At 67.4% G+C, this 25,545-nt stretch carries 15 protein-coding genes; 4 read left to right on the top strand and 11 right to left on the bottom strand.

Annotated features, from left to right (window positions below; all coding sequences use genetic code 11):
• The first annotated feature begins 19 nt into the window (after positions 1 to 19).
• Positions 20 to 682, top strand: a complete 663-nt coding sequence (locus AC3ANK_RS06935) for a response regulator transcription factor (protein WP_206859126.1) — start codon at positions 20 to 22, stop codon at positions 680 to 682.
• Between the two features lie 28 nt (positions 683 to 710).
• Here the strand turns inward: AC3ANK_RS06935 and AC3ANK_RS06930 are convergent, their stop codons facing one another.
• From AC3ANK_RS06930 to AC3ANK_RS06920, 3 genes are all read right to left on the bottom strand, one after another.
• Positions 711 to 986, bottom strand: a complete 276-nt coding sequence (locus tag AC3ANK_RS06930; RefSeq protein WP_206859128.1) for a KGG domain-containing protein — start codon at positions 984 to 986, stop codon at positions 711 to 713.
• A 259-nt stretch (positions 987 to 1,245) separates the two neighbouring features.
• Positions 1,246 to 4,596: a hybrid sensor histidine kinase/response regulator gene (locus AC3ANK_RS06925; RefSeq protein WP_484172855.1), complete on the bottom strand. Its 3,351-nt coding sequence runs from the start codon at positions 4,594 to 4,596 to the stop codon at positions 1,246 to 1,248.
• Positions 4,597 to 5,127: 531 nt separating this feature from the next.
• Entirely contained in the window at positions 5,128 to 7,362 is a 2,235-nt protein-coding gene (locus AC3ANK_RS06920) for a TonB-dependent receptor (RefSeq protein WP_484172521.1), read from the bottom strand.
• Between the two features lie 270 nt (positions 7,363 to 7,632).
• Here AC3ANK_RS06920 and AC3ANK_RS06915 point away from each other — a divergent pair, with 270 nt between their 5' ends.
• Positions 7,633 to 9,030, top strand: a complete 1,398-nt coding sequence (locus AC3ANK_RS06915; RefSeq protein WP_484172520.1) for a GntP family permease — start codon at positions 7,633 to 7,635, stop codon at positions 9,028 to 9,030.
• Positions 9,031 to 9,296: 266 nt separating this feature from the next.
• Here AC3ANK_RS06915 and AC3ANK_RS06910 read toward each other — a convergent pair whose 3' ends face one another.
• The 5 genes from AC3ANK_RS06910 to AC3ANK_RS06890 all read right to left on the bottom strand — a co-directional run bounded on the left by AC3ANK_RS06910 (position 9,297) and on the right by AC3ANK_RS06890 (position 18,415).
• The gene (locus AC3ANK_RS06910; protein WP_206859132.1) at positions 9,297 to 9,557 is read right to left on the bottom strand and encodes an XAC0095 family protein; all 261 of its coding nucleotides are present in this window, start codon (positions 9,555 to 9,557) and stop codon (positions 9,297 to 9,299) included.
• 307 nt (positions 9,558 to 9,864) lie between these two features.
• Positions 9,865 to 10,788, bottom strand: a complete 924-nt coding sequence (locus AC3ANK_RS06905; RefSeq protein ID WP_484172519.1) for a hypothetical protein — start codon at positions 10,786 to 10,788, stop codon at positions 9,865 to 9,867.
• Positions 10,789 to 10,905: 117 nt separating this feature from the next.
• Positions 10,906 to 11,607, bottom strand: coding sequence for a DUF2188 domain-containing protein (locus AC3ANK_RS06900; RefSeq protein WP_484172518.1), 702 nt, complete (start codon positions 11,605 to 11,607; stop codon positions 10,906 to 10,908).
• Between the two features lie 1,688 nt (positions 11,608 to 13,295).
• Positions 13,296 to 15,425 (bottom strand): CPBP family glutamic-type intramembrane protease, encoded by a 2,130-nt coding sequence (locus AC3ANK_RS06895; RefSeq protein ID WP_484172517.1) that lies wholly within the window; start codon positions 15,423 to 15,425, stop codon positions 13,296 to 13,298.
• A gap of 287 nt (positions 15,426 to 15,712) precedes the next feature.
• Complete coding sequence (locus AC3ANK_RS06890; RefSeq protein WP_484172516.1) at positions 15,713 to 18,415, bottom strand: bifunctional acetate--CoA ligase family protein/GNAT family N-acetyltransferase; 2,703 nt, start codon at positions 18,413 to 18,415, stop codon at positions 15,713 to 15,715.
• Between the two features lie 125 nt (positions 18,416 to 18,540).
• Between AC3ANK_RS06890 and AC3ANK_RS06885 the strand changes: the two genes are divergently transcribed.
• Both AC3ANK_RS06885 and dinB read left to right on the top strand, forming a co-directional pair.
• Positions 18,541 to 18,909, top strand: coding sequence for an HPF/RaiA family ribosome-associated protein (locus tag AC3ANK_RS06885; protein WP_206859145.1), 369 nt, complete (start codon positions 18,541 to 18,543; stop codon positions 18,907 to 18,909).
• 221 nt (positions 18,910 to 19,130) lie between these two features.
• Positions 19,131 to 20,201, top strand: coding sequence for a DNA polymerase IV (gene dinB / locus AC3ANK_RS06880; RefSeq protein WP_484172854.1), 1,071 nt, complete (start codon positions 19,131 to 19,133; stop codon positions 20,199 to 20,201).
• A gap of 1,092 nt (positions 20,202 to 21,293) precedes the next feature.
• Here dinB and AC3ANK_RS06875 read toward each other — a convergent pair.
• From AC3ANK_RS06875 to AC3ANK_RS06865, 3 genes are all read right to left on the bottom strand, one after another.
• Complete coding sequence (locus tag AC3ANK_RS06875; protein ID WP_484172515.1) at positions 21,294 to 22,799, bottom strand: ComEA family DNA-binding protein; 1,506 nt, start codon at positions 22,797 to 22,799, stop codon at positions 21,294 to 21,296.
• Positions 22,800 to 22,972: 173 nt separating this feature from the next.
• Complete coding sequence (locus AC3ANK_RS06870; RefSeq protein WP_484172514.1) at positions 22,973 to 24,649, bottom strand: phosphoethanolamine transferase; 1,677 nt, start codon at positions 24,647 to 24,649, stop codon at positions 22,973 to 22,975.
• Positions 24,646 to 25,389, bottom strand: coding sequence for a phosphatase PAP2 family protein (locus tag AC3ANK_RS06865; protein ID WP_484172513.1), 744 nt, complete (start codon positions 25,387 to 25,389; stop codon positions 24,646 to 24,648). The genes AC3ANK_RS06870 and AC3ANK_RS06865 overlap by 4 nt, the downstream gene beginning before the upstream one ends.
• Between the last annotated feature and the right edge of the window lie 156 nt (positions 25,390 to 25,545).

The raw sequence follows: 25,545 nt of genomic DNA, 5'->3' as shown, positions 1-25,545 counted from the left end.
CGCTTGCTAGGCTTGCGCGATGCCGACCCTGCTGATCGCCGACGACCACCCGCTGTTCCGCGCCGCGCTGCGCCAGGCCGCGATGGAAGCCGTGGCCGGCGCCGACATCCGGGAAGCCGGCAGCCTCGATGCGGTGCTCGCCGCGCTCGATGCCGACGGCGGGATCGACTTGGTCCTGCTCGACCTGCACATGCCCGGCAACCACGGGCTGGCGGGACTCGCCGCGATCCGCGCGCAGTACCCCGGCGTGGCCGTGGTGGTGGTGTCGGCGAACGACGATCCCCGCGTGGTGCGCCGCGCGCTCGATCACGGCGCGGCGGGCTATCTCCCCAAGAGCGCGGGGCTGGACGAACTGCGCGATGCGATCCGCGCGGTGCTCGCCTGCGAGCAGTGGCTGCCCGCTTCGCTGCGTGCCGCCGTGGCGCGCACGCAGAGCGACAGCGGCGACGCCGACCTCGCCGCGCGCCTGGCGAGCCTGTCGCCGCAGCAGTTCCGTGTGCTGACGCTGGTGGCGCAGGGGCTGCTCAACAAGCAGATCGCCGATCGCCTGGACGTGCAGGAGCGCACGGTGAAGGCGCATTTGTCGGCGATCTTCGAGCGCCTGGGCGTGCGCAACCGCACGCAGGCCAGCGTGGTCCTGCGCGAGCTCGAACTGGCCGATCCGGCGCGCCAGCTCGCGTAGCCCGCGATCCTTCCGATGCGGCCGGCGCTCACTCGCCGGCGTTGCGGGCGGCGCGGTTGCCGCCGCTGGCTTCGCCGCCCTTGCGGCCGATCGCGGACATGTGTTCGCGATCGCGGCTCACCGCTTCGCCGCCCTTGCGTCCGGCGATGCGCGCTTCGGCGGAGCTGAACTCGTGGGCGCGTCCGCTCTCGTGCGCGGCCTTGCCGCCCTTGCTGGCGATCTCGCGCTGCCTGCCGGCATCCATGGACGCGAAACCGCGTTCGCTCTTGCCGCGTCGACTCTCCTGTGGGTGCTCGTTGGCCATCGTTGCGTCCTCGTGTGGGGTGGGCGCAGCCCGCGAGGCGCGGCCTGCGACTGAGGAAGGCGCAATTTCCATGCCATTGCGCGCGCCTATGCGACGGCAACGCCGGGGCGGCGTCGGATGAAATTGCTTCCGGCATCAATGAAGCTGCGTGCACGCACGGTGGCTCGCCCCGCCCCGCCCGCGCAGCCGATCCGTCGTGTGACGAAGGCGCTGCCATCCTTTCCGCCCACGCGGAAGCGGACTCAGCCGCACCATGGCTTCAGGAGACCGCGAATTCCCGCGCGGCCAGCGCCCGGTCGAGCATCGACTTCAGCGCCAGCGGCTTCACCGGCTTGGCGAGCAACGACAGCCCCGCTTCGTGCACGGCGCGGCGCACGTTCTCGCCGCGATCGGCGCTGAGGATCAAGGTCGGGCGCGCACCGAACCCTGCGGCCAGGCGATCGGCCAGGCGCACGCCGGTATCGCCATCATCGAGGTGATAGTCGAACAGCCACAGCGCGGCGGGCGCCTGCCGCAGCGCGGCCTCGGCCCCGACGTCATCCAGCGCGGTGACGACCTCGTATCCCCACCGCTGCAGCACGCCGGCGAGCGCGTCCATCGCCAGCGGATCGTTGTCGACCAGCAGCACGCGCAGCGATCGGCCGTCGTGCGCGAACGCGTGCGTCGTCGCCGCCGGCCGTGGCACTTGTGCCACGCGCACCGAGAACACCGTGCCGATGCCGAGCCCGCTTCGCAGCGCCAGCGGCGCATCGAGCAGCTGCGCGATGCGCTCGGCGATCGACAGGCCCAGGCCCAGCCCCTGCCCCGGCGCGTCCTCGCCACGGCGGAATTCCTCGAAGATCGCCGCCTGTTGCGCGGGCGCGATGCCCGGCCCGGTGTCGTGCACTTCGATGCGCAGTCCGTCGCCATCGCGACGCACGCCGAGCAGCACGCTTCCCTGCGCCGTGTAACGCACGGCGTTGGCGAGGAAGTTCTGCAGCACGCGGCGCAGCAGTTGCGGATCGCTGTGCGTCCACGCGCGCGTGCCGACGAAACGGAACCGCAACCCGCGCGCGGTTGCGATCGCGCGGAACTCCGAGGCGAGCGGCTCGAGCACGTCGCCCAGCGGGAAGGCACGCGGCTGCGGCACCAGCCCGCCCGCTTCGAGCCGCGACATGTCGAGCAGGCCCGTCAGCAGGTCGCTGGTCGAATCCAGCGCACCGCCGATCTGCGCCACCGTCTCGCGCTGCCGCGCATCCAGCGGTTGCCGTGCGAGCGAATCGGCGAACAGCTGCGCCGCATGCAGCGGCTGCATCAGGTCGTGGCCGATGGCGGCGAGGAAGCGGCTCTTGGCCTCGTTCGCGCGTTCGGCCTCGCGCTTGGCGACTTCCAGGTCCGCAGTGCGCCCGGCGACGCGCAGCTCCAGCGTTTCGTTCGCCATGATCAGCCCGGCTTCGGCACGGCGGAACGCGGTCACGTCGGTGAAGGTGGCGACGAAGCCGCCGCCGGGCATGGGGTTGCCGCGGATCTCGACGATGCTTCCGTCGGGCAGCACGCGCTCGGACAGATGCGGCGTGCCGGCGCGCATGAACGCCAGGCGCCGTTCCAGCGCACGTTCCAAGTCGCGCTCGCTCCAGCCGCGCGTGGGCAGGCGTTGCAGGGCCCAGCGCGAGAGTTCGGCGATCGGGCGGCCCACCGTCAGCAGTTCCGGCGGGAAACCGAACAGCTCGGCGTAGCGGCGATTCCACGCGACCAGGCGCAGCTGCGCGTCGACCACGCTGATGCCCTGGCTCATGTTGTGCAGCGCCGCTTCCAGCACGCGCTGGTTGAAGCGCAGGTCGGCGGAGGCTTCGCCGACGATCGCGGCGACGGTGTCGAGGTCGTGGCTGCTCGCGCGTCGCGCCGCGTCCAGCAGCACGCGCGCCGACGCCGAGCCGAGCACGGCGGCGAGCTCGCGTTCGATGCGCGCCTCCACCGACGGCGGCACCGCGCCTTCGGCCTGGACGCCGTGCAGCAGCTGCGTCACGCGCTCGCGCGGAAGGAAGCGCAGGCCGGCGTCGCGCAGCGTGCGCAGGTCGAGGCCGCGCTGCGCACGGCGCGGCGCTTCGCGTCGCCACAATGCGGCGATGACCGTCGCGAGCGTGCCGACGAACAGGCTCGCGCCGACCGCCCGGCCCAGGCGGCTCCAGCCGGTCAGGCCGAACAGGCCGTCGGGCGCGAGCCAGCGCTGGTCGAACGGACCGGCGACGACCCACGACGGCGCCGCGCCGCGCGCTTCGACCATCATCGGCAGCAACAGCACCCACGCCCACGCCACGAACCCCGCGACGATGCCGGCCACCGCCGCGCGCGGGGGCGTCTGCGGACGCCACACGGCGAAAAACAGCGCGGGCGCCAGCGTCGCCAATGCCGAGAACGACACCGCGCCGACGTCGGCCAGCGCATCGCTGCCGGCGAGCAGGCGGCTGTACGCCCACGCCAGCAGCATGATCGCGACGATGCCGCTGCGGCGCAGCGCGAGCACGCTGCCGCGCAGGTCGCTGCCGTCGTTGCGCGACCACGCGCCGCGCAGCAGGCCTGGCGCGAACCAGTGGTTGCCGATCATCAGGCTCAAGGTGAGCGTGCTGACCACGACCATGCCGGTGGCCGCGCTCAGGCCGCCAAGGAAGGCGAACAGCGCCAGCCCTTCCTGCCCCTGCGACAGCGGCAGCGCGAGCACGTACAGGTCCGACGGCACGCCCGTGCCCGCCAGCAGCGACTGCCCCGCCGTCGCCAGCGGCAGCACCGGCAGCGCGATCAGCACCAGGTACAGCGGGAACTGCCAGCGTGCGGTGCGCACGTCGCGCTCGTCGCGGCATTCGACCACGCCGACGTGGAACTGGTGCGGCAACACGAACATCGCCAGCGCGCCCAGCAGCACCAGCGGCGCGAAGCCGTCGGCGCCACGCGCCGGCGGCGGTGGTGCGGTGGTTTGCGGGAGATCGCCGAGTCCGAACCACACGAACGCGCCCAGTGCGAGCATCGCGGCCAGCTTGAACACCGACTCGAACGCCATCGCCAGCACGAGGCCGCGGTTGTGCTCGGCAGCGCTCGCGCGGCGCGTGCCGAACAGCATCGCGAACAGCGCCATCGCCAAGGCGACGTAAAGCGCGCTGTCCTGCCAGGCCGGCGCGGCGGTGCCTTCGGCGGTGCGCGTGGTGAGCATCGCGAAGCTCATCGCGACCGCTTTCAGCTGCAGCGCGATGTAGGGAATGAGCCCGAGCGCGGCGATCAGCGTCACCGTCGCCGCGAGCCACGCATCCTTGCCCAGGCGCGTGGCGATGAGGTCGGCGAGCGAGGTCGCATTGGTCTCGCGCGAGAGCCGCACGAGTTTCACCATGAAAGCGATCGCCAGGCCGTACAGCAGGATCGCGCCGAGGAACGTCGGCGGCAGCGGCCAGCCGTACCGCGCGGCCTGCGTGACGGTGCCGTAGAACGTCCACGACGTGCAGTGCACCGCGAGCGAAAGCGCGTAGACGTGGCGCCATTGCCGTGCGAGCACCGTCGGCCGCCGCTCGGCGTACAGCGCCGTGCCGAACATCAACGCGAGCCACGCGAGGCTGGCGACGGCGACGGTGGTGAAGCTCAGCATGGGCATGCGGCGGGGCTCATGGGCGGAGGATAGCTGGACGGACGGCCCTTACGACGCCACCCGCATGGAGCGTGACAGCCCGGGTCCCGCCTTCGCCGGGATGACGGTGAGGCTTGGCCCGCGATGACGGTGAGGGTTGGCCCTTGTAGCCCGGGTAAGCGAAGCGCACCCGGGGCTTGCCTCGAAGCGAAGATCAAAATGGGTTCCAGCTTCCGCTGGAATGACGGTGACAAACGAGATGCCGCGACTGCCTCGATCCCACCTTTGCCGGGATGACGATGAGGGTTGGCCCTTGTAGCCCGGGTAAGCGAAGCGCACCCGGGGTTTGCCTCGAAGCGAAGATCAAAATGGGTTCCAGCTTTCGCCGGAATGACGGTGACAAGCGAGATGCCGCGACTGCCTCGATCCCCACCTTTGCCGGGATGACGATGAGGGTTGGCTCTTGTAGCCCGGGTAAGCGAAGCGCACCCGGGGCGTGCCTCGACGCGAGCATCAAGCGTGCCCCCCGGGATCACGCGTGAGCGCCAAGCCTCAGAAGTCGTACCGCACCGCCAGACTGTACTGCCGCGGCGCTCCATAGAACCCCGTCAGCACACCCAGCGCCGCATTGAGGTTGTAACCCGTCGTGCGGTACTCCTTGTCGGCCAGGTTCGTGCCCTGCAGCGAGAACGACCAGTGCTCGTCCAGGCGCCAGATCACGCCCGCGTTCACCAGCCCGTAGCCGTCCTGCGTGATCGGCAGCGCGCCGGTGCGGACGATTTCCGTCGTCGCCACCACCTCGCTCTGGTAGCTGTAGCCCACGCGCGCCGAGAGATCGCCGCCGCCCGACAGCGGCGTGCGCCACTCCACGTTCAACGCACCCGAGAACTCCGGCGCATTGGTGAATTCCTGCTCGTCGGCGATGTTGACGCCGGCATACATGAACTCGTCGTACTTCGCGTCCAGCCACGCCAGGTTGCCGCTGATCAGCCAGTGCCTCGTCGGCAGCCACTGGTACTCGACTTCAACGCCTTCCACCGTGCCGGAACCGGCGTTGGTGAAGTCGCCGAAGAACGCATCGTCCACGCCGTCGCCGTTGCTGTCGTAGGCGGTGAACACCGACAGCTGGATGTCCTCGTACTTGTTGTGGAACGCCGCCAGGTTCAGGAACAGCGTGTGCTCGAGGAACGCCATCTTGGTGCCGATTTCATAGCTGTCCACCGATTCGTCGTCGAACGGCTCGGCCGAGCGTGGCACGGCGGTGGCCTGCGCGCGGATGTTGTAGCCGCCCGACTTGAAGCCGCGCGACGCCAGGCCATACACCATGATGTCCGGCGTGACCTGATAGTCCAGCGAGACCTTCGGCGAGGTGTTCTGGAAGTCGATGCGCTTGTCGAAGTTGGCCGCGATCGGCGTCGGGTTGCTCGCCGTGCATGCGGGCGCCAGCGTGGTGAACGTCGCGTCCGTGTAGCAGCGGTTGAGCACGACCGCGTGCTTGCGCTCGTCGGTGTAGCGGGCGCCGACGTCGAGCTTCAGCTTCTCGGTCAAGTCGAACGTCCAGTCCGCGTACAGCGCCCACTGGTCGGTGTAGACCGTGCCCTGCGTGTCGCCGAACGACACGTCGAAGAAGTTGTTGAGCACCTGGCCGCCGGCCCAGCCGTCGAAGAAGTACAGGCCGACCACGCCCCGACTGCGACCGCCGGCGTCGTAGTTCACCTGCAATTCGTTGGTGACCTGTTCGTCGCTGTAGAACGCCTTCACGTCGGCGATCCTGTTGGGCAACGTGTCGAAGTCGATGTTGGTCTCGGTGTCGGACTCGCGCTTGGCGAGGATGTACTTCACCGCCCAGTCGTCGTTGACGCGCCAGTTGACGGTCGCCGAGGCGCCCTTCATCTCGGTGTCGTTGACGTTGGGCATGCCGCTGCGGATGTCGTAGCGGTCGTCCAGCGGCGCGAAACCCGGCGCGAAGCGGTTCGGCGCGAGCATCTTCGCGCCGCGCACGCCGGACTGGTCGTCCATCCAGTCGAAGGCGAACTGGATGTCGAGGTTGTCGCTGACGTACGCGCCGAGCTGGCCGCGCGCGGCGAGGATCTCCTTGTCGCTGACCGGCTGGCCGTTCGTGAGGTTCTCGCCGAATCCGTCGCGATTCAGGCTCGCCATCGCCAGTCGCCCGCGCAGCGCGCCGTCGCCCACCGAACCGCTGGCGGCGGCGCGCACGTCGAGTTGGTTGTAGTTGCCGACGGTGACCGACGCCTGGCCATCGGGTTCGACGCCCAGGCCGCGCGAGATGTACTTGATCGCGCCACCGATCGTGTTCTTGCCGTACAGCGTGCCCTGCGGGCCGCGCAGCACTTCCACGCGCTCCACGTCGAACACGTCCAGCAGCGCGCCCTGCGGACGCGCGATGTAGACATCGTCCATGTAGATGCCCACGCCCGGGTCCACGCCCCACAGCGGATCGGACTGGCCGACGCCGCGGATGTAGGCGGTGACCGTGCTGGACGACCCGCGCGCGGCGTAGATGGTCAGGTTCGGCACCTGTGCGTCGAGGTCGCCGAGGTCTTCAACGTTCAACTGATCGAGCGCGTCGGCGGTGAACGCCGTCACCGCGACCGGCACTTCCTGCAGCGTTTCCTCGCGCTTGCGCGCGGTGACGGTGACGCCGCCGAGCGTGGTGGTTTCCTCGCCCGGTGCCGTGGCGCCGGCGTCCTGCGCGTGCGCCAGCGGCGCGACGAGCGCCAGCGCAATCGCGAGACTCAGGCCGTTACGGGTGCTGCGATGGTTCATCTGAACGCTCCTTCCCCAACGTTGTGCGCATGCCGGCACGCGGCCGGCGCGGAATGGACAACGGGCCCTCCCCCGTCCTGCCGCAAGACTAGGGCGCAAGGTCCAAGAATCGCTCCTGTACCTTCGGACAATGCCGGGCCATCCCCGCGCCAATGAGACTGCATCGGTCGTCCTGCGGAGCGGGACGATGGCGGCCACCCTGCTTCGTCGTTGGCGCGAACGCGGCACAGGCGACGGCCCCTTCATCCGATCCCGTCTTCGAGGACGTTCATGGCATTCCTGATCGTGCTGGCCGCGTTGTGCTTCCTGATGTTCGTGGCCTACCGCGGCTACAGCGTGATCCTGTTCGCACCGGTGGCAGCGCTGGGCGCGGTGCTGTTGACCGATCCGACGCTGGTCGCGCCGATGTTCACCGGCCTGTTCATGGACAAGATGGTCGGCTTTTTGAAGCTGTACTTCCCCGTGTTCCTGCTCGGCGCGATCTTCGGGAAGCTGATCGAGCTGTCGGGGTTCTCCAAGTCGATAGTGACCGCCACCATCGGCCTGTTCGGCGCGCAACGCGCGATGCTGTCGATCGTCGTCGTCTGCGCGCTGCTGACCTACGGCGGCGTGTCGCTGTTCGTGGTGGTGTTCGCGGTGTATCCGTTCGCGGCGGAACTCTTCCGCCAGAGCGACATCCCCAAGCGGCTGATCCCCGGCACCATCGCGCTGGGCGCCTTCACCTTCACCATGGACGCGCTGCCGGGCACGCCGCAGATCCAGAACATCATCCCGACCACGTTCTTCGGCACGAACACCTGGGCCGCGCCGGTGCTGGGCACGATCGGCGGCGTGTTCATCCTGATCGTCGGCCTCGCGTACCTCGACTGGCGCCGCCGCGTCGCGCGTTCGCGCGGTGAGGGATATGGCACCGCGCTGGTCAACGAACCGGCGGCGTTCGCCGGGCAGACGCTCGCGCATCCGCTCATCGCCATCGCGCCGCTCGTGCTGGTGGGCGTGGCGAACAAGCTGCTGACGACGGCGATCCCGCGTTTCTACGGCGAAAGCCACAGCTTCGATCCAGCGGTGATCGGCAACGCCACGCCGGTGGTGCAGGAAATCACCAAGGTCGCCGCGATCTGGGCCGTGCAGGGCGCGCTGCTGCTGGGCATCGCCATGGTGCTGGTGTTCGCGTGGAAACCGGTGATGGCGGGCTTTGCCGAAGGCACGAAGTCCGCCGTCGGCGGCGCGTTGCTGGCGGCGATGAACACCGCATCGGAATACGGTTTCGGCGCGGTGATCGCGGCGCTGCCGGGCTTTCTGGTCGTCGCCAACGCGCTGGGCGCCATTCCGAACCCGCTGATCAATCAGGCGGTGACCGTGACGGCGCTGGCGGGCATCACCGGTTCCGCGTCGGGCGGCATGAGCATCGCATTGGCCGCGATGGCCGAAACCTTCATCGCCAACGCGAACGCCGCCGGCATTCCGATGGACGTGTTGCACCGCGTCGCCGCGATGGCCTCCGGCGGCATGGACACCCTGCCCCACAACGGCGCCGTCATCACGCTGCTGGCGGTGACCGGCCTGACGCATCGCCAGGCGTACAAGGACATCTTCGCGATCACCGCGATCAAGACGATCGCGGTGTTCGTGGTGATCGGCGTGTTCTATGCGACGGGTTGGGTGTGATGGCCACAGCGCCGATGTCGTTGCAGCCCGGGTAAGCGAAGCGCACCCGGGGAGCTGTCACGCCCATGAGCCCGCTTCAGCCGAACCAAGCGGCAGCGCTGAACTCTCGCCCTCCCCGCACAACGCTACGGTCCCCGCTTTTGTAGCCCGGGTAAGCGAAGCGCACCCGGGGACCTGTCACGCTCATGAGCCCGCTAGCGCACCCGGGACCTGTCACGCCCAACCCGGGTGCGCTTCGCTTACCCGGGCTACAACGGCCGACGTCATCAACCCGGCTCGGGCTCGGGCTCGGGACCGTGCTGGATGACGAGGGACAACGCGTCGTCCACGTAGGACGCGGTTCGCTCGAAGAGTTCGGACAGCGCATCCAGCGAGAGGACGACATACTCGGTCGGCTCCCTGCGGGCTTCGGTGAGTTGGGCCAGCAGGCGCAATTGATCGCGCGTCTGGACCAGCGAGTCGTGGGCGGAACGGGGCAGCAGATAGCCGCGAAACGCGGCGGGGATGGAACGCGTGTCCTTGCTCATGCGGGGGTCTCCAGCAAACCAGCCGGGCTTGCGCCGGGGATTCGGCGCAAGGGTGTCGGGAGGTTAGAAGCCGCACTAGGACGGTGAGCGTATTTCCTCTTTCGAGGTCTTGTATTAGCCGCCCTCCCGACGCGGAACTGCACGCGTCGGACTTATGCCCGAAGTTCGAGCATAAGAAACCCGCCGATGTTGCTGGCGGGTTTCCGCCTAGTGCGGAGCTTCTACACTCCTTGAGAGCGAGTGTGCTGACGACGGTGAGGGGCGAGCAATCAGCCTTTTTCGCAGCAACCCCACTTGCCGCGCCTCCTTATCCTTCCGCATCTCGAAATCCGCTCAACCATGATTCGTAGGCGTCATGTCCCGGCATGAGCCCCGAGTCGCGAGCGTCCGTGAAGTCGGCAGAACTTACTCGGGGGCTCTTCACTCCGAGATCCTTCAGTTTCTCCGCGACTGCCCTCGCGTTCCGTTCCATCGCGGCAGCCAGCTCCGCGGCGAAGAATGCCAGATCATTGGTGTAGTGCATCATCCCGCTCATCGCGTCTGCGTACATTGAATTGACGTTTCCATCTTCACGCTCCAATCCGAAATAGGCTTGGCAATACTCAGCCGCGTCAAGGTTCGATTGGTGGAATACATCGATAAGCTCAGTACGCAAGCCGATCACGTGAGCTAGCTCGCCAGCAACTTGTTCAACCATGGCGACAAGAGCCAGGGACTTTCCCGGGATCAACTTCGCGTTAAACACAAGATTCTTCAACGCATCAAGCGGCAAAGTTGGCGGCGTAACCTTGACCAATTCCGCATGAAACGTCTTCGGTCTAGCCACGCCCGATAGAATTTCCTTGTTGTGCTCAATTGCCACCTTCTGATCACTGAAGTAGCGGTCAGTGAGAGGTTTCACATACTGCGACTTATGTGAGAGCGCTTCGTTAGCAACCACACCTGCCAGGACAATAATTGCATTGGACTGCCGTAGGCCATCTAACAGCTCGGCCTTCATTGCAGCCCGCTGCGCAACATACTGCGCACCCCATACACCAAATCCAGCACCAGCGAGCGACGACAGGAATGCGCTCACAAACTGAGTATTCAGAACAGGCATCACACTCGACCAACCTATGCCGCCAAACAACCCCAGTCCTATCGCCATTACGGCTGCACCGAGAAAGAACAGAAACACCCCAAGCACCAACCGGCTACGCAGTGCGGTCTGCATCTTCTCTCGAATCATGTCTCTCCTCCCTCTTCATCGATCGATCTAGGCGACTATCGGCTGCCCAAGCGTAAGAAAGGCCCGCGACAGCGGGCCTTTCCGATCTTTTGACTAACGTAAGAAACAATCACACTGCTAACGTTTCTTGTCCTTAGGCGGATTTGGATCATTCCCGTAAGAGTTGCTGCCACGAATGGTGCCGTCCCTTCTATGTGCTACTACCTCAACTCTCTCCCGTCGTCCCTGTATGCGCGCCTGCACCATTGCATCGGCCTTGCGCTCATGTACCGAGCTAGCCCGCTCGCTCCCCTCTTTCTTGACCGCCCAGCCATCCTTGTGCGGGATTACGTGAATATCCCTCTTACCCACGCCATGACTCCTTCCGGCCACAGAACTAGTTGCCATATGAGAAGTCGCGCCCTGTGAACTCTTGCGGACGCTCAGATCCCAGTCCGAACCCTGTTGACGGCTTAATCTCCCCGAGACTTGCTTGGCGGCGCTCGGCTTAGATTCGACGGCAGCCACTTTGGACCCCGTGAGGTGATGCGTCGCCCAAAAGACGTAGTTGTTTGCGATGATCTTCTTGTGAGCTAAGCCGGGAGTGGTTGCCGGAACAGGTTTACCTAAGATCAAGTACACAATGTCGCGGGCATGATCGGAGGGCGCACTGCTATCTACTAGGCGTAGCAGGTCCTTCTTCGGCAAATCGGGGCGCCGCGCGACAATGGAAATTACGTTGATGTCATGCGGGCTTAAAGAGAAACTCGAAAGCTCCCCGCCGTTCAGCTGGACCTTTTGCGAGGCAGGTCCGAAGGTGACTTTCCGCTCAGCGGCCATCTCTAGACTCTCCCTAGGCCGTGTACACCGACCATGAGTGGGTAAGTAGCGCCCCCCTGATCCGACCGACCATCAATAGTCCACTCTTCTGCTCGGTCAATTCGGACATCAATCACGACAGCATCCTCCGAGACCCCTAAGTCGATTGGAACATAGGCCCCCTTGAAGTCCTTCCAGGAGGCCACCGTGCGATTCACGGGAACGCCGTGGGGCCTAGATCTCTCCACCATTCCCAGATTCGATAGCGTGAGTACCGAACAACCTGGGTCGTCGGCTAGGACGCTCGCATATCTGGAGGGCCATCGCCCATTGATCTGCGGGCCGTCAGAAAGCAGTGCCACCACCAGATTGGGGCCCACCGCGCGAACCATTTCGGCAACCGGATCCTGTCGCGCCAGGTCTTCACATATCAGAGCACAGAGCGTGATATCAGGGCTCACTGAGACAAAATGTAGCTGCCGGGGCTCGATCTCAATGTTCTCCCACCAAAGCTTCTTGACATCAAGTTTATCCCCAAAGCTGTAGACGCGAATCTGTCCTGCCTCAATCTGCCATCGATGATGTTTCGCTTGAGTGATCTCAGAAAGCGCGAGCGGAAGCCTCATCTTTACGAGATTTCGATTGCGCTTCCCCCTCGTTCCGAGAGCATGAACACCGGAAAGGACCCCAACTCCTTCACTGGCACAATGGGCTGACACCTGAGCCCACTCTTGTTCGCTCAGGGCACACTCGGGAAACACGACTAGATCAACTTGATGTCCTAGGGTGGCTGCTTCACCTAGCTTCAGTTTGAGCCATTCCAACACCATAACTGACGGCGTCGGTGGCTCGTAATCGAAGTATCCGAACCTATCGTTATTCTTGATCGACGACGCACAGTACGCGCCTGGCCCGACTCGGAGTGGCCAAGGAGCCAAAAGGATCTTGAGCTTTCCGGTACGCGGCCGAGCGTTGATCGGAGATTGGGTCCAATTGGCTACCACTTCGCTAACGCTACACAACGCGAGATGGTGCGATAACGATCGAATGTTCAAACCGGGGTTCGGCGTGTGCAACTTAGGTAGAACCCGAACAGTATCAGGGGGTAGATGCCTGCATAGATTGCCTTTTGTGCTGAGCGCCAACTCTGCTTCGACCTCGAATGAGTCGGGCGAGCGCTCTTCTAGTATGCCGACACCCGCACATGCCTCATCAGAGCAGGCAAGAAGAAATAGGACGCTACGAACAAACTCTTCGTCCTCCTTTAGCCTCTCTAAGTCGCCCCCAGCCGAGTCGCAAATATTTCTCCAAGCTCGGCGGATGGACGACGGGACAGTCTTGCGAGATGTAGTCAAACCTTTTCGCCAGCGACGTCCATCAACTGAAGCTTGCTCGGCGACGTCGCGCAAAAGATCTGGTGCAGTGATGTAGTGCGTGTACGTTCCGGAAACCTTCGCAAACAAGCAAGTGAAGCCGAACACGTCCGGCGGCCAATGCAGTACGTCGCCTTCAACGGCGCAGAATTCCGCATGCAAGCTGCTTAGACCACCCATCTTCCCTCCTGTCCACGCGGACGGACCTTCAGCCCGCGCAAGTCCACTTCCGTTACACGCTGCTGCCGCCGGCTCGCCATGATCAAGCGGGTCGGCCAAGCGCGAGACCGTTAGGCGCGCCATCGCCGGATAGCCAGCAGAATGGTGCCTCACCACTCACCCCACCCACAACAACACCCCTACCGCCACCGCATTGTTCAGCACATGCAGCGCCACGGCCGGCGCCAGCGAGCCGGTCCGCTTCACCAGCCAGCCACCGAACAACCCCATGGCGAAGTAGTAGAGAAAGCGCGGCGGATCATCGTGCATGGCGGCAAAGCCGAGCGCCTGCAACGTGTTCGCCCAGCCGAAGCTGATGTGGCGCGACAGGCCGCCCAGCAGCAGGCCACGGAACACGAGCTCTTCGAACACGGGGCCGATCAGCGCCAGGATCAGCAGCGACAGCATCGGGCCGCCGAGCTGCGCGCCGCCTTCCGCCATCGCGGCCACCATGCGTGTCTGGTGGGTTTCAAGGTTCACGCCCAGCGCGCCGTTGATGAGGGCCAGCGCCCAGCCCAACGCGATCAGCGCGCCCCACATCAGCAGCACGATCCACCACGTGCGCAGCACGGCGCGGTCGCCAATGAACTGGCGTCGGGTCATGCCGGCCAGCGCCGGCGCGATGAAGACCAGCGCGGTGATTTCGGCGATGAGGAAGGCCTGGAACATCGTCGCCGACGCCTCCGCATTGCCGCTGAACATGTCGGCCATCGCCTCCGGCCACACCAGCAGCATCACCAGCATCGGGACGATGAGCGCGACGGCTCCGGCGTACCACGCGCGCCACAGGCCAATGGCCGGGAACAACGGTTCGCTCACCCGGCCCTTGAGGCGCCGTGCCAGCCCGCGGTAGTGCGCGGGCACCAGCACCACGCCGGGCGCCAGCAGCAGGACGAACAGGTAGGCGACGAATATCGCCACGCCCGGCAGCATGGTCGGGCTGACCAGCGTGAGCGGCGCGGCCATCGCCAGCGTGGCGAAGCGCGAAAGGTGCATGGCGAAGTTCGGGCGATCGGTCAGGTCCACCAGCTTCGCCGCGCCGGCGTAGTCGCGGGCGCCCATGGCGGCCTCGAACTTGAGCGACCGGGTCGCTTCGCACTTGATGCAGACGTCCTTGAGCACGCGCTGCGCCGATGCGAAATCGCCGGCTCGCATGTAGGCGCGCGCGGCCGCTTCACGGTCGACGAACTCCATCAGGTTCGGCTGGCGGCGCAGTTGCGCCACGCCCGCCTTCGGGTCGGGCAATGCGAGGGCGGCCTTGACGCGCGCGGCCACATCCATCGGATTTTCCGACGGCGCGGCCTTTGCCAGCAGGTCGGCCGCCTCGTCCAACTTCTTCTGGCTCGCCAGATACTGTGCCGCGGCGCCGGTACGGGAGGCATCGCCCAGGCGTACCGCCAACAGGGCCAGTTCGCCGGCGCGTTCCGGGTTGCCGCTGAACTCGTGGCCCATCGACGTCTGGCTCAGCAGCTCGCGCCGGGACGACGACGGCCAGTGGTCGGCGGTCTTCAGGATGGCTTCGCCGCGCTTGGCGGCTTCTTCGCCGAAGAGCGTTTCCATCTCGAACAACGCCACCTGCGGCGCGTTTGGCCAGCGCTCGCGCAGTTGTTGGGTGCAGGACGCATGGGCATCTTCCGCTGCGGGAATCCAGCGGCCGACATCCGGATCGCCATAGAACCGAAGGAAGCGGCATCGCGAAACGGCGAGCTCGATGTCGCCGGGCGCCTGCTTGATGGCGGCATCCAACGTGGCGAGCGCGTCGTCGTAGGCGCGCTGGGTGGCCTCCTCGACCTTCCCGATGGCCATTCCCGCTTGCGCACCCGCAAGGTCGGGCGATGGCTCCGCCGCCTGCGCCAGTCCGATGAAAAGTGCAGCCGCCGCACACAGCGCCCGCCATGCCACGCGAGTATCCATACCCCATCCCCCAATGTCCCCGCCCCGAGTTTGCGACAGGGCGCCCGGGAAATGAAGGGCCGGTGGAGGGCTTTCGGGTGCCGCGTGGACGGGATGCGCCGGCGGTTGGGGCGGGCTTCGCTCGCCGTGGTGGGCGGGCGGTCCCGGGTGCGCTTCGCTTACCCGGGCTACAACAGCGGGGTTGCGGGCGTTTGGTCCGTGCGACCTGCGGAAAGTGCTTCTCGTGGCGCAAAAAGCGCTGCGCGTGACGCGTGGAGTGCCAGCGCCGGCACTGTGGCCGGCAACGTCGGCACTTGAAGTGCCTGCGATGGCGCTTTCTTGGTTCGGAAACAATCAAGAAAGGGGCACGCGTGGCGCTTTTTTCGCCAGCCTCGGCACTTGAAGCGGGGCGCGCGGCACTTTGCGTGCCATCGATGACGCCTTCTTCGCCTCGGGGCAATCAAAAAAGCGTCGCGCATGACGCCTGGTTCGTCAGCGTCGGCACTTCCGGCACCTCGCGTGGCGCTTCTTTCGTCACGCGTTGCGCGGAAAGCGCCGTCGATGCCACATCCTGTGCCGACGCCGCCGCGCGACGTGCCCTACCCGGCGTTACCTGCGCGTGCTCGACGGTTGCATCGAACTTACGTCGGCATGTCCCCGATCCGCAGCGACACCGTCACCAGGCTCGCATCCTCCGGATTGGTGACGACGGAGAACCCCAGCGCGCGGCACATCTCGATCATCGTGCGGTTCTCCTGCAGCACTTCGCCTTCGATCGAACGCAGGCCCAGCCAGCGCGCGTACTCGATCATGATCTGCATCAACCGCCAGCCCAGGCCGTGCCCCTTGAGGTCGGAGCGCACCAGGATGCCGTATTCGCCCTTGTCGTAGTTCGCGTCCGCCAGCAGGCGCACGGCGCCGAGCATGTCGCCCGTGGGCGGGTCGATGGCGACCAGGGCGATGGAGCGCGCGTAATCCAGCTGCGTCAGCTGCGCGATGAACTCGTGGCTGAAATGCTTCACCGTCTGGAAGAAGCGCATGCGCAGGTCTTCATCGGACACGCGGCCGAAGAACTCGCGGAACATCGCGTCGTCTTCCGGCCGCACGGGTCGCACGAACGCGTTCGCGCCGTCCGACAGCACGATCTGGCGCTCCCACTCCTTCGGATACGGACGAATCGCCAGTCGCGGATGCCCACGCCCCTTGTGCAGCCGGCGCGAGCGCGAGACGCCGATGCGTGCGTCCACGGCGATCAGGCCCTCCTTGTCGGCCAGCAGCGGGTTGATGTCGACCTCGCGGATGTCCGGCACATCGACCACCAGCTGCGCCAGCTTCACCAGCGCCAGCGCGACGGCACGCTCATCGGCCGCCGGGACGTCGCGATAGGCCTTGAGGATGCGCGACACGCGCGTGCGGCCGATCATCTCGTGGGCCAGCCGCAGGTCGAGCGGCGGCAGCGCCAGCACCTTGTCGTCGATCACTTCCACCGCCGTGCCGCCACGGCCGAACACGATGACGGGCCCGAAGGTTTCATCGTCCGCGACGCCGGCAATCAACTCGCGCGCCTTGGGCCGCACGATCATCGGATGCACCGTCACGCCTTCGACGCGCGCGTCCGGCCGCAGGTCGCGCGCGCGTTGCAGGATCGACGCGGTCGCATCGCGCACCGCCTGTTCGCTGAACAGGTTCAGGCGCACGCCGTCGACATCGGATTTGTGTTCGATGTCGGGCGACAGCACCTTCACCGCGACCTGCAATCCGTCCGCGAGCCACGGCGCCGCCGCGCGCGCGGCCTCGTCCGCATCGACCGCACGCGCCACCGGCGTGATCGGAATGCCATAGGCGCCGAGCACGCGCGTGACCTCGACGGGATCGAGCCAGCGCCGGCCCGATCGGATCGCCGCATCGACGACGCCGCGCGCGGTGTCGGTATCGACCACGAAATCGTCCGGCAGGCTCGGCGGCGTTTCCATCAGCGTCATCTGCGCTTCGCGATGCCGCACCAGGTACATGAAGCCGCGCACGGCGTCGGCCTCGGTCGGATAGTTGGGAATGCGCGCCGCGTTGAGTCGATCCACCGCCGCATCGTCCGCGCCCAGCCACACGGCGAACACGGGCTTCTTCCGCGTGTGCCACGGCAACGATTCGCGCGCCTTGGCCAGCGCATCGGCGCGGCTGTGCGCGTCCATCAACGCGGTGGGCGTGTTGAGCACGAGCAGCGCGTCGTTGCCGTCGTCCATCGCGAGCGCACGGAACGCCTCCGTGTACGAGGCATGATCGACGTCGCCGTAGAAATCCACCGGGTTCGTGCCCGGCCACGCGGTCGGAGCGATCGGCCGGATGCGCTCGCGCGCGGCGTCGGAGATCGAGGCCAGCGTGCCGCCCATGTCGAGCAGGCGATCGGCGGCGAGCGTGCCGGTGCCGCGGCCGTTGGCGAAGATCGCCAGACGCCGGCCGGGCAGCGTTTCCACGCGACTGAGCGCTTCGGCGGCCGAAAACAGTTCGTTGAGCGCGCGCACGCGCAGCATGCCCGCGCGATGGAACGCCGCCGCGTACACCGCATCCGGCGAGGCGAGCGCCGCCGCGTGCGTCTGCGGCACGACGCCGCGCGGCGCGTGCCGGCCCGACTTCACCACGACCACCGGCTTCAGGCGCGCGGCGGCACGCGCGGCCGACACGAACTTGCGCGCATCGCGGATCGATTCGACGTACAGCAGGATCGCGCGCGAATGGCGGTCGCGCGCGAAGTAATCGAGCAGGTCGGCGAAATCGACGTCGAGGGCGTCGCCGAGCGCGGCCACGGCGGAAAAGCCGATGTCGCGTCCCGCGCCCCACTCCACCAGCGCGGCGGCGATGGCGGCCGACTGCGAGACCAGCGCGATGTCGCCCGGCAGCGGCGTGTGCGCGGCGAAGCTCGCATTGACCCGCGCGTGCGGCGCGATCACGCCCAGGCTGTTGGGCCCGGCCAGGCGCATGCCATGGGTGCGCGCGATGTCCTGCAGTTCCGCGGCGAGGGAACCTTCGCCCTGCTCCAGGCCGGTGCTCAGCACGACCGCGGCGGACGTGCCGCGTTCGGCGGCGGCCTTCGCGTAGCGCGGCACCATCGCGGCGGGCGTGGCGATCAGGACCAGCTCGGGCACGAACGCCAGGTCGGCCAGGCGCGCCACGGCGGCGACGCCTTCGATCTCGCGATGACGGGGATTCACCAGGCCGATGGGCCCGCCGAACCCGCCGGACTGCAGGTTGCGCAGCACCGCGCGCCCGATCGAGCGCTCACGCGGACTGCCGCCGACCACGGCGACGGATGCGGGCGAGAACAGCGATGGAAGGGACCAGGTGCTCATCGGGCGCGCTGCCAGTCGGACATCATGCGCCACCACGATGCCCGCGGCCATGTGCAAGTTTCAAGCTGACAGCGCATCGGCGGGCTCCGTATATGGAACGCCAGTCCCACCGTAACGGAGCCCCCATGCAACACGACGTCACGATCCGCTTCGAAGGCCTTCCCGTTTCCGAAGCGCTGCGCGAGGACATCCTGCGGCACGCGCACAAGCTGTGGCAGATCGCCCCGCGGCTGCAATCCTGCGATGTCGCGATCCGCCACGCCGAACACCGCCACCAGCACGGCAACCGCTACATCGTGCACGTGCACGCGGTGATGCGCGGCGCCACGTTCGAGGCGGGCCGCACGCCGGCGAAGGATCATTCGCACGAGGACGCCTACGTCGCCGTGCGCGATGCGTTCGATGCGATGCAGCGGCAGGTGTCCGACCACGTGCGCAGCGTGCGCGACGAGGCGAAGCGCGCGGCGGCACCGAGAAGCGAGGATGCGGCCTGATCGTTGAGCCCCTGTGAACGCTTTTGTAGCCCGGGTAAGCGAAGCGCACCCGGGTTGGGCGTGACGGCGCCCCGGGTGCGCTTCGCTTACCCGGGCTACAAGGGCATGCGCCTTCCGACACGTGACCGCACCGCCCGCGCTTGTTAGCATTTTGACTAACAAGCACCCGCGACCGCCCTCCGCCCGTGTCCGCACCGCCCCGCAAGATCCTGCACGTCGACATGGACGCCTTCTACGCGTCCGTGGAGCAGCGCGACGACCCCACGCTGCGCGGGCGGCCCGTCGTGGTCGCCTGGCGCGGCGCGCGGTCGGTGGTGTGCGCGGCGAGCTACGAGGCGCGCAAGTTCGGCGTTCGCTCGGCGATGCCCGCGATCCGCGCCGAGCGCCTGTGCCCGCAGGCGGTGTTCGTGCCGCCGGATTTCACCCGCTACAAGGCGGTGTCGCGGCAGGTGCGCGAGATCTTCTCGCGCCACACCGACCTCATCGAACCGCTCTCGCTGGACGAGGCCTACCTCGACGTCAGCGAAACCAAGACCGGCCTGCCGACCGCCACCGCCACCGCGCAGGCCATCCGCGAGGCCATCCGCGAGGAAACGCAGCTCACCGCCTCCGCCGGCGTGGCGCCGAACAAATTCCTGGCGAAGATCGCCTCCGACTGGCGCAAGCCCGACGGCCTGTTCGTGGTGCGCCCGCACCAGGTCGAGGCCTTCCTCGCGCCGCTGCCGGTCGGGCGCCTGCCCGGCGTGGGCAAGGTGATGGAGCGCAGGCTGGAGGAACTCGGCATCGCGACCGTCGCGCATCTGCGCGAGCTCGGCGCGGCGGAACTGGAACTGCGCTTCGGCCGATGGGGCCGACGCCTGCATGAGCTCTCGCTCGGCATCGACCACAACCCGGTCGAACCCGAGCGCCCGACGTTGCAGATCTCCTCCGAGGACACCTTCGAGCGCGACATTCCGCTGGACGAGCTGGAGCCGCACATCCGTCGCCTCGCCGGGAAGACCTGGGAAGGCTACGGCCGCGAACTGGCACGCGATCCCGAGCGCGTGGCGCGCACGGTCGTGCTGAAGCTGAAGACCGCCGACTTCCGCATCCTCACGCGCAGCCTCACGCCGATGGAGCGGCCGACGAGCCTGGAGCAGCTCGCGCGCATCGCGTGCGACCTGCGCGGGCGCGTACCGCTGCCGGCGGACACGCGTTACCGGCTGGTGGGCGTGGGATTGTCGGGCTTCATCGATCGCGACGAGGTGCCGGTGGCGCAGAGCGATCTGTTCGAGGCCGACGCCACGATCTGATCGACGCTCTGGTAGGCCGGGTAAGCGAAGCGCACCCGGGGCCCCTCGCCGCGACCGTCGCGCACGACCCGGGTGCGGCCTTCGGCCTTACCCGGGCTACAAAAGCTTCATCGACGCGCGTTCGGGCCCTGCTTCCGCAGCGCTTCGGCAGAGGCCTCCAGCGTCGCGAGTTTCCGAGGCCGACGCCACGATCTGATCGACGCTCCTGTAGCCCGGGTAAGCGAAGCGCATCCGGGGAACCTCGCCGCGACCGTCGCGCACGACCCGGGTGCGGCCTTCGGCCTTACCCGGGCTACAAAAGCTTCATCGACGCGCGTTCGGACCCTGCTTCCGCAGCGCTTCGGCAGAGGCCTCCAGCGTCGCGAGTTTCCCGAGGCCGACGCCACGATCTGATCGACGCTCCTGTAGCCCGGGTAAGCGAAGCGCACCCGGGGAACCTCGCCGCGACCGTCACGCACGACCCGGGTGCGGCCTTCGGCCTTACCCGGGCTACAAAAGCTTCATCGACGCGCGTTCCGGCCCTGCTTCCGCAGCGTTTCGGCAGAGGCCTCCAGCGTCGCGAGTTTCCCCGAGGCCGACGCCGCGATCTGATCGACGCTCCTGTAGCCCGGGTAAGCGAAGCGCACCCGGGGAACCTCGCCGCGGCCGTCACGCACGACCCGGGTGCGGCCTTCGGCCTTACCCGGGCTACAAAAGCTTCATCGACGCGCGTTCCGGCCCTGCTTCCGCAGCGCTTCGGCAGAGGCCTCCAGCGTCGCGAGTTCCCCGAGGCCGACGCCGCGATCTGATCGACGCTCCTGTAGCCCGGGTAAGCGAAGCGCACCCGGGGAACCTCGCCGCGACCGTCACGCACGACCCGGGTGCGGCCTTCGGCCTTACCCGGGCTACAAAAGCTTCATCGACGCGCGTTCGGACCCTGCTTCCGCAGCGCTTCGGCAGAGGCCTCCAGCGTCGCGAGTTCCCCGAGGCCGACGCCGCGATCTGATCGACGCTCCTGTAGCCCGGGTAAGCGAAGCGCACCCGGGGAACCTCGCCGCGACCGTCACGCACGACCCGGGTGCGGCCTTCGGCCTTACCCGGGCTACAAAAGCTTCATCGACGCGCGTTCGGACCCTGCTTCCGCAGCGCTTCGGCAGAGGCCTCCAGCGTCGCGAGTTTCCCCGCGTCCAAGCCGCCGCGACGCGCGAAATCCGCGATGTCCACGAACGCGCCCTGCTCGCGCCGGCTGTGCAGCGCACGTTCGGCGACCTCCGCATCGATCCCCGGCAACGTACGCAATTGTTCGACCTCCGCCGTGTTGAGGTTCACCGCGACCTCCTGCGACGCCATGCCCGGCAGCTTCACCGGCGTGCGGCCGGGCAGCCACAGGTCCGGACCCAGCATCGAACGCAAGCGCTTCGGATCCTTCGCCACCGCCGCCTGCAACTGTGCCATCCGCGCGCGAGCCTGCTTCAAGCCGGCGACGAATCCGCCCATGTCGCCGATTCGTCCGCGCTCGGCCATCGCTTCGGTGTCGCGCGGAAGCGTCGCGTCGGCGGTGGCGCCATAGGTCGTGTCGAGCACGAGGCCGCGCACGCGCGCGCAGTCGGCCGGCACGTCGGTGCAGTGGTGGTCCACCAGGTCGAGGAACATCGGCGTCTCGGGCGCCATCGTCCAGCCGCGCGCGCTCGCCGCGGCCATCGTGCGGAACAACTGCGAATAGCGGGCCACGATGGCATCGCGCGTGCCCTCGCCCGGCACCAGCCAGCGGTGGAACAGCGTCGCGATGACGCCTTCGGACGCGAGCATCTGCTGCCCGTTCTTCAGCCGCGCCATGTCGAAGGCGGTGCTTTCGTTCGCGCGCGACCAGGCTTCGGCATCGCTGCCGGGCGGCACGAGTTGCCGGTGCACGAACAGGTTGCGACGCACGCCGTCGATGCGGCCGGCGCGATCGAGATTGCTCAGCCACAGCGGAATGAACGGCCTGGCATCCAGGCCGAGCGTGCGTTCCTCCAGCCGCGGATTGCGCGAATGACGCCGCACCAGGCTCTGGAAATGCGTGGCGAAACCCTCGTCGAACGCGGTCGGATAATCGGTCACGCTCATGCTGCTGTGCGGCGTGCGCGACCAGCCGGACGGCAGGCCGGGCATGAGCCGGCGCAGGAACACGTGCCCCATCTCGTGCGTGAAGATCTCCTCGAAGTCGCCGTCGTCGATGCTGTCGGCATCGACGACCAGGTCGACGAACAGTTCGTCCACGAAGCGTCGCTTGCCGCTCTCCTCCAGCCAGAAGCCGCGTCGCGCGAAGCCGCCGTCCTCGCCCGACAGATAGAGCCACGTCGGCACCGTGGCGCGCGCGCCGGCGATGCGCTGCGCGCTTTCGTCCAGCGCGAGCACGGTGGCGAGGAAGCCCTCATGCGCCTCGCGCTGGATGCGGTCGAACAATCCGCCCGACGCGACACGTGTGACGACCGGCGCGGGCCGCCCCGCCGGATCGGCCTGAGTCTGCGGCTGGCCGTCGGCGAGGACCGGCGCGAGCACGCCGAGCTCGGCCGCCGTCGCCGGCGCCGTCGCGAGCGCGAGGACGAGCACGCCCGCCCAGCGGAATGATGTCGACATCGTGGCCGTCCTCCTCGGTTTGCGCAGGCCCGTCCGCAGCATCGCGCGAATGCGGGCACGGCACGCCTGCCATGCGGACCGCCCACTGCAGACACTTGCGAGCGATGCCGCTTCCGGGTTGGAAGTGCCCGCGTCCCGTCACGTTCGAACGGGAACGGACGCCGCGTCCGGCCTCAGCGCGACGCGATGCAGCGGTCGAAGAGATCCAGTTTCCGCTCGTATTCGGGCGTGCGCACCTGCATCAGGCCGAGCACGGAGTGGAACAGGTTGTCCTGGCTCGCCGGCGCATGGCTTTCGCGCTTCATGCAGTCGAGATCGAGGTCGCGATCGGCGGCGAAGCCGGGCGAGAACCACATCACCATCGGCACATGGGTCTGCGTGTCGGGCGCGATCGCATACGGCACGCCGTGCAGGTACAGGCCGTTCTCGCCGAGCGATTCGCCGTGATCGGAAACATAGATCAGCGCGGTGTCGCGCGAGGACTGCGCGGCGAGGAAGCGGATCGTCCGCGCGAGGAAATCGTCGGTGTACAGCACCGAGTTGTCGTAGGCGTTGACGATCTGATCGCGCGTGCAGTCGCCCAGGTCCGCGGTCTCGCAGGTCGGCGTGAAGCGGCGCAGGCGCGCCGGATAGCGTTTCGCATAACTCGGGCCGTGACTGCCAAGCTGGTGCAGCACCACCACCGTGTCGCCCGGGCGCCGCGCGATTTCACCGGCGAGGCCGTGCAGCATCACCTCGTCCAGGCAGCCTTCCGCCGTGCACGCCTGCGGATCGCGCGCGTGTTCGAAGGATTCGAACGGCAGCCCTTCGCACACGCCCTTGCAACCGGTCTGGTTGTCGCGCCACAGGGTGGCGATGCCGGCGTGATCGAGCACGTGCAGCAGCGACTGCGTGTGCGCGATGCGGTCCTCGTCGTAATGCGCGCGGCCGAACGGCGAGAACATGCACGGCACCGATACTTCCGTCGCCGATCCGCAGGACGTCACATCCGTGAAGTTGATCGGACCGATGTCGCGCAGCTGCGGCGTCGTCTGTCGCGCATAACCGTTCAGGCCCCAGTTCCGTGCCCGCACGGTTTCGCCCACGACGATCACCAGCAGGCGCGGCTTCGAAGCCGGAGCGCGCCCGACCACGTGCGCGCCGAGTCCGATGGGCGCCTTCGGCGCATGGCGTGCGCCGTCGTGTTCGAGCACGCGGGCCAGCGACACGAGGTAGTTGCCCGGCGTGATCAGGTGCCGCACTTCCTTGTGATTGCGCATCAGCGCGGACAGATCCTGGAACGACGCCATCATCGCCCCGCCCGCCACCAGCAGCGACAGCGCGATGCAGGCCAGCCGCACCAGCAACGCGCGCCCGATCGGACGCACGCGCAGCCGCACGCGCCACACCAGCACCGTCGGCAGCACGCCGAGCCACAACAAACTGGGCAGCATGCCGAACGAGAGCAGCTCGCCGGATTCCTTGCCGTCGGTGTGCAGGATGTTGCGCAGCATGTCGGGATCGAGATAGACCGTGTAACGGCTCATGAAATGCGCGGCCATCGCGGTCAACGGCAGCAGCACGGTGAGCACCGGGCGCACGGTCCAGCGGTTGAGCAGCAGGTTCAGCAGCAGCGTGTTGAGCGCGCCGATCATCAGCACCAGGCTGACGCCGGTCTTCCAGCCCGATGGGCCGTGGAGCGCTCCGGTCTTCGCGACGGCGTGGAAGAACGCGCCGTTGCAGAACACGGTGAAGAACACCGCGACGCGGAACGCGAGGCGTTCGACGGTCATCTCCGGGCGGATCGCCGCGAACTCGCGAAGACGGCGCAGCGCGTCCTCGAATGGACGGCGCGACGCGATGGAACTCATGCCTTCGTCTCCGGCCCGAAACCGGCGGCGAGCCAGCGCGAGCGCACCAGCGCCGGTCGGAACACGCGCCACGTGATCAGCGCGACGGCCCAGCAGATCGCCGCCGCGCTGAGGTCGTGCGAAGCGAAATGCGCACCGCGCAGTTGCTGCGCGATGCCGAACGCGAGCCCGAGACCGATGCCCGCCGCCAGTCCCGCCCAGCGCCACCGGGGCTGCACCGCGCCGAGGAAGAAATACAGCGCCATCCACGCGTAGCCGCCGCCGGCGTGTCCCGCAGGAAAGCACGCGCCGCGTTCGAGCCCCAGCGGGCGCACCTGCCATAGGCCGACGAAGGGCCGATCGCCGCCGTAGCGCACGAGGTCCCACGGGCAGTCCATGTTCGACCACGACTTCACCCACGCCACGCACAGCACCGACAGCACGACGGCAATAAGCAGATAGGCCAGCGGCGCGCGCAGTGACGCCAGGTCATCGCGATGCCGCGCCACGAGCCATGTCGCCAGCGCCGCGAGCCACAGCGCGATGCCGAAGCCACGGCCCCAGGTGTGCATCACGTGCTGCGTCAGGAAGGCGTCGCGAAGTGCCCAGCGTCCACCCTGCATGGCGTAGAGGCGATCGGCGATCCACTGGTCGCCATCGAGCCATCGCATCACCAGCAGCAGCGCGGCGAAGGCGAGCAGCGGAGCGACGATGTGCGTCAGCGCGAAGCGCAGGCCGTCGCCGCGCGGCAGGACGTCCATCGGAATCTTCTGGAGGCGGGAAGGTGCGTGCATCGGGGCGAACGACCACGGGATGAAGGCACTGCGCATGGGCGGGACACGGCGGGACGACGGAAGACCGGCGTGGACGATCCGCCCGGGCATGTCGGAATGCGGTCGGATCCGGGGCTTTCGCGC

The organism is Lysobacter sp. SCRH-1R (genome assembly GCF_057747855.1).
The sequence above is the reverse complement of the archived record's forward strand: the minus strand, read 5'-3'. Positions and strand labels throughout refer to the sequence as shown.